The following is a 13,443-nucleotide window of genomic DNA, read 5'->3' as shown; positions in this document are numbered from 1 at the left end:
GAAGGATATTTGCTTACTATACATCCATTAGCTGGATTTAACCTCATTATTTCCTTTGTTCTTAACTGCGCTGTAAATTATCGTACCTACAAAAATGGCAATGATCAGAGAGAAGAAGTATACGTGCGATACTTCAAATCCGAAAGCAGCTGCGATCATTTTGAGACCGATCACGATAATCAAAACAAATGCCGCTTTTTCGAGCTCCGGATACTTTTCAATGAGCTTAAGGAATACTTGTGCAACACCACGCATCATCAGAACGCCCAGTATACCACCAAGGAACAATACCCATATCTTCTCACTGACACCGAAAGCAGCAAGTACGCTATCGATACTGAATGCGATATCCATCATCTCTACAGCAAACACTGTTTTCCAGAAGCCCATTCCTTTATTTTCAACTTCTCCTTCTTCCAGCTCAGCTTTTTTACCGATATAAGGAAGAATCCCATACATTTTAAATTCGAGATTGAACAGATTGCTTACCGCGATCCATAGCAAGTAAACACCACCCGCAACCTTAACCCAAGTAATTTTAACCAGGAATGTCCCGATACCAATGGCCAAGAATCGGAATACATAGGCCCCAATAATTCCGTAAAATAATGCTTTCTTTTGCTGCTCTTTCGGTAAATGCCTTACCATGACAGCGAGCACAAGTGCATTATCCGCGGATAACAATCCTTCCAGAAGAATCAGGGTCCCAATAATCCCCCAGTTCACTGGATCTGATAGTGTGGAGACAACGGCAGACCAGCTAAAGAAGGTACTGAAGTTGGCTATAAAGCTACTTATAAAATCTGACAAACCCTATCCCCCCTTTTAACTAACAACTCTTTATTTGGAACCAGCAACCCATCTCAAGCCCCATTTATACGCTTCATCCATTTTAGCATGACCTGAATAATAGGAGACCAGCTTTTCTATGCTCAAGGTTTGGTCATTTACATTCTGAATCAATGCAATGGCACACATTCCCTTGTTCTTCTCATGTTCATCCATCCGGACTTCAATATCTGGACCGCCGCTTTGCTTGATCGTGACGATACCATTAGCTTCCGCCCAGTTGGCTGCTCCTTCATAAATAAAGGCAAATACCAGAATCCGTTTAAATTCCTTCAGCATATTTCCATTAATCCGCAGATTCTCACCTGTTTTCACTGTTCCCGTCCGATCATCACCATCAAGAGAAATAAAGGGAGCCCGCGAAAGTGAACCAAAGGAATTGCCTAATGCCTGTACTACGCCTTTGCTGCCATTCTTTAATTCATACAAACAGGCCAAGTCTAAATCGAGATTGCTGCTCCCGCCAAACCAACCTGATTTTTTCTTCTGATCCCAGTTCAGATTGATGAGAATCTCACCAAGCGAACCTGAATTTTTTTGAAGATTAATCGTATCTCCGCGTTTTTTCAACTCGATTTTGTGTAAATTAATCGGATTGGCCGCGGGTGGTTCTGATGGTGCCGAGGCTGGCTCTTTAGTAGGCCGATTCAAATTGAGCGGCGGCTGTGGCGGGTTATTAGACTGCTGGCTCGGTCTGTTCAGGTTCAGCGGCGCGTTATTAACCGGCTTATCCGCTTGAACAATTGGCGGTGGTTGGGGTGTCGGAGGTGTCGGTGCCTTGATCTCTTCTTCCTTCACCTCTATGCCAAAGCTATTGCATAAGGCTCCCAAGCCGCCAGAATAACCGGAACCAATCGCATTGAACTTCCATTCAGTGTTGTATCTGTACAATTCACCTACAACAACGGCTGTTTCGACGGAGAAGTCTTTCCCCAGGTTGTAGCGAATCAGCTCATTGCCAGACGCAGGATCCACGATACGGATATAAGCATCGTCGACTTGAGCGAAATTTTGCTTTCTTTTCTCTCCCTCATAGACAGTCAAGGCAAAGGCAATTTTGGCATATTGCCCAGGTACATCGCCCAATTGAATGGTGACCTGCTCCCGATCCGTTATTCCCGCTATATTCCGTTTGTTATCTGTTGTCAAGGAAACCGCATGGTTTGCTCCCACAGGATTTCCGTAGAAAATAAGGTCTTCATCACGTGAAACCTTCCCATCAGCCCCTAACACAAATGCGGAAAAATCAAGATCCACACCATCTGCATTACGCCAGCCCATTCCAATCAAAACTTGGGTCAACGAAGGGTTGTTCTTAGTCAGATCCGCTTTCTGACCTTTAACTACAGAGATCGCCATGATTCTCCACCTTTCTTACGTAGTAAGTATAATGCTTAGTTGGCGTCAAGGCCGTAGTTTTTGCAGAGCGCAGCAAGACCACCTGAGAAACCGGAGCCGATTGCTTGGAACTTCCAATCCGATCCCTGACGATACAGCTCACAAATGACAACTGCGGTTTCCACCGAGAAATCTTCTCCAAGATCATAACGCAGCACTTCTCTGCCATTGGCTTCATCTACAATACGAACAAACGCATTGGAAACTTGTCCAAAGTTTTGAGCGCGAGCTTGTGCATCATGAATCGTTACCGTGATCCCAACTCTTTCTACAGCTGCAGGCACCAGTGAGAAATCCATAATGATTTGCTCATCATCGCCTTCACCTTCGCCAGTCCGGTTATCGCCCGTATGCACAACAGAGCCATTAGGTGTCTTCGGATTGTTATAAAATACAAAATCATCTACGCCTTTGGCTTTACCATCCTGATAGAGCATAAATGCTGAAGCATCAAGGTCAAAATCACTACCACCGTTATATTTATTCGTGTCCCATCCTAAACCAACAATAACCTTGGTCAGGCCTGGATTCGTTTTTGTCAGATCAATTCGTTGTCCTTTGGATAAGCTAATTGTCATGTGAAAAACTCCCTTCGAATATAAAAGTCGATGTTATTTATAATAAGCCGCCTTGTAAAGGCGGCTTATTGTCCATTTTCATGAGTTCATGCATGAATAGGATTATTGTTTATGCAAGCCCGAAGTCACGAACCAATCCATTCAAACCGTCTTTGTAGCCGCTGCCGACTGCGCTGAATTTCCATTCGCCATTGTTGCGGTACAATTCAGCAACTACGATAGCCGTTTCGACGGAGAAATCTTCTCCCAAATCGTAACGAATCAATTCTGCATTGCTCTCTTCGTTCACAATACGAGCGTAAGCATTGGAGACTTGTCCAAAGTTTTGGCTGCGCTCCTGTGCTTCGTGAATTGTAATGCAGATCGAAATTTTCTCAACGTTAGCAGGAACCGCAGCCAAATCTACTTTGATTTGCTCATCGTCTCCGTCGCCCTCGCCTGTTCTGTTATCGCCAGTATGTATGATGGAGCCATTTTCATTCTTAGGGTTATTGTAGAAAATAAAATCTTTCTCTGAACCGGCTTTACCTGAAGCATTCAAGGAAAATACGGAAGCATCCAAGTCAAACGCAGTGCCTCCATCATATTTGTTAGTGTCCCATCCTAAGCCGATAAGCACCTTTGTCATACCTGGGTTGGTTTTTGTAAGATCAATCTTCTGTCCTTTAGTTAAACTGATTGCCATAATAAAAGTCGCCTCACTTTTCTATAATTTAGGTTAGGTGTTCTTGTATGAAACTTAAGTGTAGCGTCTGGCTAACAAGTCGATATGAGCGGCTTGATCACCTTCGCCGATTGCATTAAATTTCCATTCGCCGTTATTACGATAAATTTCACCAACAATCAAGGCTGTTTTGCCAGCATAGCTATCGGTTAAATTAAATCGTACCAGTTCCTGGTCATTGGAATGGTTAAATACACGAATATAAGCGGACTTAATCATGCCAAAGTCCTGCTTACGGGCTTCGCAGTCGTAAATATTGACGACCATAAGAATTTTTTGTACATGAGCAGGTACTCTGACCAGATCAACAACGATTTGCTCATCGTCGCCATCACCTTCACCTGTCGTATTATCTCCGGAGTGAGCAACCGAACCGCATGCGCTTGTTTTGTTATAGAAGCACACCAGATCCTCTTTCTTCTCCAGCTTATTGTTCGCGTTCAGCAATAGGGCAGAAGCATCACAGTCAATAGCAGGCTTTTTACCGCCGAAGAAGCTTCTCTTCTGTTCGATTGCATCCCATCCGAGACCGACTACGACTTTGGACAATCCTGCATTCCCTTTTGTTAAATCAATCTTCTGACCTTTAACTAATGAAATCGTCATGTATTTATACCTCCTTCGCTTGATCTCGATCTTTCACCTGTAATACGGCATTTGCCCGTATGTGGTTTCAAGATTTTATAAACCAAATTCTCCGGGGCTAAGTCCAAGTGCCTTACAAATATCGCGGACTGCATTTTTCTCTGTTTCGTCAAAATCTCCATCTGCCGCACCAATCGCGCAGCAAACCCCAACGATTACGCGCCCAACTTCCGGCTTGGAACTGAAGGGTGCAATAACTCGCAGAGCTTCCTGCTTACCAATGGTTACATCGAAATCCATGTTGGCAGCATAATGGTTGAATCGATCGATGACATCGCTCATGTTGTATACTTTCAGCTCTTCACTATGATTCAAGTAGCCAGCCATTTTTTGCTTCTCGGCTGCTGAAATATTACCATCTGCAGAAGCAACAACAGCACATCCTGCCACTATAGCTTCAAGCAGGTCCTTGTTCTTATACTTCTTGACGGAATCCTGTAAACTGGATTTACCCTTGTTTAACCAATTTTGAAACGAGTTCAGTGCACTCATGTTTGCTTCCTCCAATTTTAATAAGGTTAGTTTACCCAGTCTTCAACATATCTAATTCAGGTGACGCTTTCTTGACTTTCCACCATTTCCCTACTATTAACTTTATACATATCACCAAGGTTTTGCAAGTTTCGATAGGATTCTTCATACATGTATAAAATCTGACAGCCCAGAGTATTACTCTCTATCATTATCGTACGATTATTTGCAATTTAATCATCTGCAGCTTCCTCGGTAGATAAACCAGCAAACACACAAAAATCCCGCTCCTTAAAGGAACGAGATCCTATTCGAAACCTGATACGGATTCGGCGCTTTATATCATTTAAGATTTAATCGATCCAACCAGCATCCCTTTAATAAAATGCTTCTGTAGGAAAGGATATACGAGCATAATTGGGATAGTCGCAATGACGATAACCGCCATTTTCAGCCCTTCCGGAGACACGAACTGCATCATTTCCGAAGTAACATCCGATGCTCCCATATTGTCGGTGATCACGATCTCTCTCAGCCGTACCTGGAGAAGAATTAATGAACGTTTGTCAATATAATAGATAGCTTGCGAATACATATTCCAGTTCGATACTGCATACATAATCCCCATGGTGGCCATTACCGGCTTGGACAAAGGAAGTACGATACTCCAGATCATGCGGAATTCACCACAGCCGTCAATTTTTGCCGATTCCAGCAGCTCACCAGGCAGATTCACGAAGAAAGCTCGCATAACAAACAAATTATAAGCGCTAATCGCCGCCGGGATCATTAATACCCACAGTGTATTCAGCATGTTTAAATTTTTGAGCAGTAAGTAATTAGGAATTAGCGGTGCATGAAAAATCATCGTGATAAGTACAATAAGCAGTGCCGATTTTCTATAAATGTATTCTGGACGGGATAACGGATAGGCTAGGCTTGCCGTTGCTGCCAGATTGATTAATGTACCGAATACAGTAACGATGACGCTGTTGCGGAAGGCTACCCAGATGGAAGCATCCTTAATAATCATATGGTAGTTCTCCAATGTAAAGCCAATAGGCCACAATCCAACGTCCCCGCTGTTGATCGCTGCGCTATTACTGAACGACTGTGCAATCACATGCAAAATCGGAAGTACCATGGCGAGCCCAATCACAAACAGCAGGATCATGTTGAACAGCTGGAACGAACGCTGTCCTTTTGTCAGAATCACGCCTCTCACTCCTTTTGACCGAAATTAAGTTAATTAAAAAGTTAGTACAAGCCGTCTCCGGTCGTTTTTTTGCTTAGTGTGTTACCCAGCATGATAAGAAGCAGGCCGATTAATGATTTAAATATACCAATGGCCGTTGTATAGCTGTATTGTCGATCTACCAGACCTGCGCGATACACATACGTGTCCAGAATCTCGCCATTTTCACTGTTAAGCGGGTTCAAAAATACGAATACACGCTCAAAGCCAAAGTCCATGAACCTACCGATGTGCAGCAGGAACAAAATTACGATCGTAGGTAAAATCGAAGGGATCGTAATGGACATAACCTGGCGGAATCTGCCTGCGCCGTCGATTTCAGCCGCTTCATATAAGTCGGGATTAATGCCGGCAATCGCTGCTAGATAAATAATCGTTCCCCAGCCACTGTCCTTCCAAATACCAGATCCGATCAAAATACTGCGAATGTAGCTGTTTTCTCCCAAGAAATAAATCGGTTCGATGTTGAAAATCCCCATAATATGATTAACCACACCTGTTGTTGGGGATAGAAGCCCGATCAGAATGCCTCCAACGATAACCCAGGAAAGAAAATGCGGCATGTAAATAACCGTTTGCAGCACTCGCTTATATCCGTTAAATCGAATTTCATTCAGCAGAACTGCCAAAATAATAGGAATCGGAAAAGCAAACACAAGATCGTACAAGCCAATTAGCAGCGTGTTTTTCAGGATAATCAGAAATTCGTCATAAGCAAACATTCGCTCGAAGTGAGCCAGTCCAACCCATGGACTTTTGGAGATTCCCTTGAAAATATTGTAATCTTGAAAAGCGATCGCCGAGCCAAACAGTGGAACATACTTAAAGAGGATAAAGTACACTAATCCTGGAATCGAAATGACATACAAAGGCCAATGCTTAGCAACAAACGCGCGCTTCGCCTTTTTCGAAGGGAACGTATATAGGGTTTGTCCGGAAGTATCCGTTTTTGAAGCCATATGATCTCTCCTTTCTCTTGAAGTGCAGTAAAATAAGTACCGATCATGAATGCCGTTTCTTCTCTCAGATCCGTTGGGCGGCATCACTTGATACTTACCTGACTTCTATGTTGTTTGATGAATTTATCATACTATGGCCCTGTATACGCAGCCATGGAGTAACTTAAAGCATATATGTGTTTTTTTACGATTATTTTTTACGGTTGTACGATGAGGTAAAACAAAAAAGCTGGAGCAGCCCTATTACGACTGCTTCAGCTTAAAACTTTAAATTTCTGATTAACAATAGCTCATCTATTTTGCAAGTTTAATCGCGTTCTAAAACCATTTTTTTCAAACATATGAAAACTCCGTTCGACAGACTCGAAGCTTTAAGCCTTAATACATAATCTCCTGCCTCAGGCAGGTTAAGACTGCCGATATGGAAGGCGGCGAATTCATACCAATCACCGGTAGCCTTCACAGTCTGCGATATCTGAGATACGACTTCTCCCGAAAGCTTTGAGATCACAGAAAGCTCAAAGCTTCCCCCTTCCGCCTCTGCAGCTGCCCCGTATTCCATAATAGCCTGCAAACGATCAGGTCCATTAGCCCGGAAGGTCCACGATGCCACGTCGTCTAGACTATGCCAATTGATCAAATTATCGTGATCCTTTTTGCCTGTATCATAGCGTACAGTAGGTCCCTTAATATCCGCATCGAACGCACCGAATTGGTTCGGATAATCAGACGTATATAGCAAACGTACCGGATTCGTGTCACACTCACCCGTAAATTCTACAGCCAATACAGGAATTGTCGATGCTGTCGGATTAATGGGCACCTGAATAACGATATCCTCATCATTAATGCGACTGACTGGCAAAGCCTTGCGATCTTCATCAGCCAGTGCGTAGGCTTTGAGGACAGGATTGCGCAGACCGGGAACAAGCAGCTTCCCATTTGTCGGCCATTCGAATATATGAAGGTAAAGAATACCATCCTTCATGGTGCATCTGCCCCAAGGTGGCTTGCCGATTGGGCTTTGACTGATACCATGTACAGCTTCGCCGTTCGTTTGCATCCAATGACCGATCTGCTCCAGCAGCTCCATAGACTTGGGATCAAATGCTCCGTTCCCCATCGGTCCAACATTGATAACAAAATTACCGTTTAGGCTGAGCACATCTATCATTTGCCGCAAAACAACATCTGCCGTTTTCCAGTTATGATCGGCAATTTTATATCCCCAGGAATCATTCAACGTGGCTATCGATTCCCAATCCTTGCGCGGAACCCTTACATGCGGCTGGTTATCCGAGGTATTGCCGTAATCCCCGTATGGATCCATCCAAACCCGTCGATTGATGAGACAATCCGGTTGTACCTCACGCACCTGCTTAACAAAAGCAGCCCCCTGCTCAGCTGTCAGCTTATGGCCGCAGTCGAACCAGAGCAGGCCAACAGGACCATACTTCTCCAGCAGCTCCTTAACCTGAGGCAGCGCTGAGGTTTGCAAATAATGCTCGTAGCGGGAACGTTTATCTTCATCATCTATCCACGAGGCTACATCATCATAGGCGCCAATATTATGAGGATAATCCCATGTATTCCCCTGGGAATCCGGATGATACCAATCCATGGAATGTGAATAATAGATGCACAGCTTGATTCCCTCCACGCGGCAGGCATCAGCCAGCTCACGGAGCGGATCACGGGCAAAAGGCGTCTTCTTGACAATGTTATAATCGGATACGTCCGATTCGTACATCGCAAAGCCTTCATGATGCTTGGCCGTAAAGATCAAATACTCCAAGCCAGCAAGCTTAGCCGCACGGACCCATTCCTGCGCATCAAAGCGATCGGCGTAAAACTGTTCCGCGATTTGTTCATATTCGCTCACTGGAATACGTGCCCTAAGCATCAAGTGCTCGGCATAGGAAGCAGGTATTTCCTGCCCATTCCAGACTCCGGCCGGAAGTGAGTACAAGCCCCAATGAATAAATAGCCCAACCCTTGCCTCCCGCCACCATGCCATTCTTGCCTCATGGTCAGCGTCAACGGCTTCCAACTGCTCTATGCCTGGCTGCTCCTCCCCTTCGGCGTTATCCATCAAATCCTCTTGTGTAGACATTCTATGTTCTCCTCTTTTCTATGGAAGGTCCGAAGTACGCTCACAGCATGCCGAATACCAACAAGCTTATTTCAATAAGATGCATTCCGCGCTTGTTCGTGAGATTCCATCAGGATTTGCTTTCTGCTTATTTGCCTGGTTTGCTGGCAGGCATGATCATGAGCAGTTTCGTTCCTTGATCGATCTCACTCTCGATTTTTAATCCATATTGTTCGCCGAACACCATTTGAATACGACGGTGAACGTTCACAATGCCAATGCCCCCGATGCCTTGGGAAGAACCCTCTTCATGATCTGCAAGCCGATTAGCGCCCAGCTTCTCTCGCACCTCCGCGAGACGCTCTTCCTTAATGCCAGCACCATTGTCCTCCACGCTGACCCAGAAAATATCGTCATCTTCACCGGCATCGATCCGAATATAATGATAATCCTCCACACCATCAGGGAATGCATGCTGAAACGCATTTTCCACAAGGGGCTGAAGCGTTAATCGCACCATACTGCGAAGTAAATAGTCTGGATGAATCGACACGTCTACCTCAAATTCACGACCGATCCGATGCCTGAGCACCATGAGAAAATAAAGAACATGCTTGAGTTCATTAGCAACCGTAATTTCCTCCAAATTGGTTTGCACCGAATAACGCAGCATATAGGCAAGAGCCTTTACGATTTCGGATATTTCCTTGGAGTCCCGAATCACCGCATAACAAACAATCGTTTCCAGCGTATTATACAAAAAGTGTGGATTGATCTGCAGTTGCAACGATTGCAGCTCTGCCTTTTGTCTCTCTATCCGACTCTCACGGTCGCTGAGTTCAGCTTGATATACCTTATCCACCAGCTCAGAGAGCCGATTGACCATCAGATTGTAACGGCTCATCAGCTCCACAATCTCATCACGGTGCTCAGGGAGAGGGATGGTCACCCAGTTCCCTTTCTCTGTTTGGCGCATCGCTGACTTTAGAGTGCGTATAGGGCCGGTAATTGATTTTCCGAACCGAAAAGCCAGCCACAACGCGATCATCAGCGTAAAGCAGCCAACGACAATAGTGGTGGTGCGAATCGTGTCCGTCGGCTTGCGCAGCTCCTCCACTGACATGGATACGACCAGCCGCCAATTCCCATAATTGGAACGGCGGCTCATGAACATTTGTGCTTGATTATCGATGACTGCCGTAAATGCCTTATCGCCAGCATGAAAAACCTCGTCCCGTATTTCCACAGGCAGTTCAGTGCCGATTCGGTTTTTATCGGGGTGATATACATAATTACCGTTCTCGTCAGCAATAAAAAAATACCCATGATTCCCCAGATCAATACCTTTCCACAGCTCGGAAAGCTCTGCCGCCCGCAATTCGATCGCAAGAATGCCTTTAGGCTCGGTAGCCGTAAGGCCGCGAATACGCCGAACAAGCGTAAGCATCATATTTTTCTGATCCGATAATATACTGTGATTCAGCACACTCAAGCTGCCTTCCTCAGTATTCTGTTTAAAAAATTCAAGCTGCTGCTTGATTTGCTTACTATCAAACGTTTCTCCATTAGAATCGTTATAAAAATACATCGCATTATCATGAAAGCTGATCATAAAAATATTGGCGATCTCCGGGTTGCGAATAAAAACCGGCTCTATCAACAGCTCTTTGATCAGCTTGCGAATTTCATAGTAAGGAAAACCCTTTTCTCCCGTGGGGAGATCGATAAAGCGCTTCACGTCGTTGCTATTGAGCAGCGACACCATTGAACGTTCGTAATTACGTATATACAGATCGGTATGATGGACCGCATTGCCTACCACCTGGGATAATTGATTCTCTACCAGTTGATCCAGCTCATTGGAGGAGGTTCGGTAGGTAAAAACCCCGACACTTGTTAGGGATATAAGAATGACAATCAGATACGAGATAAACAGCTTCTGGTACAGGTTGAGATTTTTCATTTGATTCCCAACGAGCTGCGATACTCCGAAGGCGAAACACCGGAAATTTTCTTAAAAGTTTTAGTAAAATGAGGATAATCCTCATACCCAACCTCCGCGGCGATATCGACCGTACGCATATGGGGGATGGACAGCAGTTCGCGCGCTTTTTCCATTCTTTTATGAATCCGGTAGCTGACGAACGTTTCACCGCTCACTTTTTTGAACAGAGAGCTGAAATAGGTTGGCGTAATGCCCACCATATCCGCCACTTCTTTTAAAGAAATTTCCAAAGACAAATGGTTGTCAATATAAGCCTTTGCTTCCTCCATCGGGTCCTTGTAGTTGCCGCGACGCGCAGTCAGCAGATCGTTCATGACCGCTTGCAAGCGTCCCTCAAATTCAAGAAACAGATCAGCTTTGGAAGCTGCACCATATTCCCCTAATAAATTGGAGCTCAGCGGGCGGTTTTTCTCCTGAAAATATTTGTGCAGTAAAACAGCCACATCGTGTAATTGTTCCTTCAGCTGTTGTGCGGACAAATGTGAGCAGTGCTCTCTCCACTCTGCCATCAGCTTGGCGATTTCGTCCTCCTGCAAGGACCATATACTTTGCTCGACCCGTTCGATCCAATCCACATAGCGGGAAACGACCATATGGCCTTGTGTGCGATTTTTCATAATGATATCGAACACCTCATGTAAATCAGGAGGCGTCACCGGTTTTAACAAATAATGCTTAACACCGTAGGACAAACATTTTTGTGCATAATCAAAATCACTATAACCCGATACGACTACCTTCAGGATATGCGGATAAGCTTCGTTCACCTGTCGGCAAAGCTCCAGACCGTCCATTTTGGGCATACGGATATCGGTAAGCAGCAGATCAGGCTCTGAGCAAGCAATACGTTGCAGCGCATCCTGACCATTTTCAGCTGTTTCGATTTCAACGAATTTGTGTGTGTAGATCTGTGCCATCTTCACCAATCCGCTGCGAATGATAGGTTCATCGTCTACAATTAGCAATCTCATCTTGTAAGCCTCCACTTTTCATGCTTATGACTTCGTAAAAACTCCATTCGAGTTTACTACGTACAGACGGCAGGTACAATAGAGCCCTAACTGACATGACCTCAGCATACTGCAAGCCAAAGAGGCAAGCTATGGAGAAACTTGCATCCGTTTTGTGTTTTTTTACGATCTCAACTCGATGAACATAAAATGGTTTCCATCATTTACTAATCTTTATTTTTGTCGTCAAAGCTTTTCTCACCGATGGGGATCACTTGATTCCATGTACGCGTGGCGTGACGAAAACCTCCAGGACCATCGGCCATGGCTGCAAATAAGTGGGTCGGCTTGCCATCCTGAAACAAGATGAATGGCCTTTCCAGGTTGCCCATCGTTTGCCGCTCCCCATCATCCCAAAGTACAGTCCGCGAATACGACTTGGGGGAATCAAACAATTGCCAGTCCGTTCCGTCCTTGGAAAAGGCATGTATACCGCCATGTTTTTCACCGCAGAGCGTGCCTTCCATGTCCTTGGCGATCAGCTCGTACCCTTGCTCCGTTCTCCAAACGAAAGGATCTTCCACATGAAACCGCTCCGGCGGAAAAACCGGCTCGTCGCTCAGCACCCGATATGGACCCAGCACATGCTCAGCGCGAGCGCAGCCAATAGTCATCTGTCCATGTACATTACCTTCATACCTGCGTGCCTTATAGATGAGCATCACAGAGCCATCTTCATCGACGCATGGGGCAGGATTGGAGGTTAGGAAGCTGTCAAACCTGCCAGGTCTCGTATGCAAAATAGGTTCATCCCTCCGCTCCCAAGGACCGAAAACACTCTTGGACACGGCAATGCCTACCCGTTTGTTAGCGCGTGCTACAATGACGCGAGGGTCTTCGAGGGTAATCTCCTCTTCAGCGAGCGGATCCGAAAGCGGATGAGTAGACCCCATGTAATACAAAATGTACAGTTCTCCATGTTTCACAATATGGGGGTTGTGCGTACTCCTGCCGTCCCAATATTCCGCTCCGCGGGCTGGCAGCACAACCTCCTCAAATTGATAAGGTCCTTCGGGCTGATCTGCAGAAGCTCTGACAATCTCTGATGCAACCAACCAGCCCGGATGCATGGGCAGCCACTTTGGCCAACGAGAGGCGAACAGATGAAACCTGCCGTCCTCGCCTTTTACTGCCGATCCGCACCATACCCAATAATCCTCCATTCGGAAGCCGCCATTTCTGGGAGCTGGCAAAAGCCGTTCCGATAAATGATCTAATGATTGTTTGTACATGGGGTCCCCTCCTTAAAGTTTTGCGAAGTAAAACTGGCTTCGTAAGCATTCACTGAGTTTTGCGAAGCAAAACTGGCTTCGTAAGCAATTGCTATAAGTGCGGTGAATAAGTGCCGCTACAGTGCCGAAGTGTTCTTCCTATCGCTGTCGTTCAAAGATTTCTCCATTATATAAGGGAATTAGCGGTGGAAATCGTTGAACAAAGGCGAACGCTCCGCTTCTCCA

The 13,443-nt window shown here is 45.3% G+C and carries 12 protein-coding genes; all 12 read right to left on the bottom strand.

All coding sequences use genetic code 11. The annotated features are described in order from the left end of the window. Positions 1-27: 27 nt before the first annotated feature. Positions 28-810, bottom strand: a complete 783-nt coding sequence (locus tag BM210_RS08350; RefSeq protein WP_091167025.1) for a TerC family protein — start codon at positions 808-810, stop codon at positions 28-30. 30 nt (positions 811-840) lie between these two features. After that, a complete protein-coding gene (locus tag BM210_RS08345; RefSeq protein WP_091167024.1) occupies positions 841-2,208 on the bottom strand; it encodes a TerD family protein in 1,368 nt (455 codons plus the stop codon). Between the two features lie 35 nt (positions 2,209-2,243). Further along, positions 2,244-2,825 carry a TerD family protein gene (locus BM210_RS08340; RefSeq protein WP_091167023.1) on the bottom strand — a complete coding sequence of 194 codons (582 nt, stop codon included), beginning with the start codon at positions 2,823-2,825 and terminating at the stop codon, positions 2,244-2,246. A gap of 109 nt (positions 2,826-2,934) precedes the next feature. Beyond that, positions 2,935-3,510: a TerD family protein gene (locus tag BM210_RS08335; protein WP_091167022.1), complete on the bottom strand. Its 576-nt coding sequence runs from the start codon at positions 3,508-3,510 to the stop codon at positions 2,935-2,937. A gap of 54 nt (positions 3,511-3,564) precedes the next feature. Further along, positions 3,565-4,155, bottom strand: coding sequence for a TerD family protein (locus BM210_RS08330; protein ID WP_091167021.1), 591 nt, complete (start codon positions 4,153-4,155; stop codon positions 3,565-3,567). A 75-nt stretch (positions 4,156-4,230) separates the two neighbouring features. Continuing rightward, positions 4,231-4,677: a tellurite resistance TerB family protein gene (locus tag BM210_RS08325; protein ID WP_091167655.1), complete on the bottom strand. Its 447-nt coding sequence runs from the start codon at positions 4,675-4,677 to the stop codon at positions 4,231-4,233. Between the two features lie 334 nt (positions 4,678-5,011). Beyond that, positions 5,012-5,839, bottom strand: coding sequence for a carbohydrate ABC transporter permease (locus BM210_RS08320; protein WP_091167653.1), 828 nt, complete (start codon positions 5,837-5,839; stop codon positions 5,012-5,014). A gap of 83 nt (positions 5,840-5,922) precedes the next feature. Next, on the bottom strand, positions 5,923-6,879 hold the full coding sequence (locus BM210_RS08315; RefSeq protein ID WP_091167019.1) for an ABC transporter permease: 957 nt from the start codon (positions 6,877-6,879) through the stop codon (positions 5,923-5,925). 307 nt (positions 6,880-7,186) lie between these two features. Continuing rightward, positions 7,187-8,992: an alpha-L-fucosidase gene (locus BM210_RS08310; RefSeq protein WP_091167017.1), complete on the bottom strand. Its 1,806-nt coding sequence runs from the start codon at positions 8,990-8,992 to the stop codon at positions 7,187-7,189. Between the two features lie 127 nt (positions 8,993-9,119). Further along, positions 9,120-10,934, bottom strand: coding sequence for a sensor histidine kinase (locus tag BM210_RS08305; protein WP_091167016.1), 1,815 nt, complete (start codon positions 10,932-10,934; stop codon positions 9,120-9,122). Then, positions 10,931-11,947 (bottom strand): response regulator, encoded by a 1,017-nt coding sequence (locus BM210_RS08300; RefSeq protein ID WP_091167014.1) that lies wholly within the window; start codon positions 11,945-11,947, stop codon positions 10,931-10,933. Before BM210_RS08300 ends, BM210_RS08305 begins: the two co-directional genes overlap by 4 nt. A gap of 206 nt (positions 11,948-12,153) precedes the next feature. Beyond that, positions 12,154-13,218, bottom strand: coding sequence for a glycoside hydrolase family protein (locus BM210_RS08295; RefSeq protein WP_091167013.1), 1,065 nt, complete (start codon positions 13,216-13,218; stop codon positions 12,154-12,156). Positions 13,219-13,443 lie beyond the last annotated feature (225 nt).

It is taken from the genome of Paenibacillus sp. 1_12 (genome assembly GCF_900114475.1).
GTDB lineage: Bacteria > Bacillota > Bacilli > Paenibacillales > NBRC-103111 > Paenibacillus_S.
This window is presented reverse-complemented; position numbering and strand designations above follow the sequence as displayed.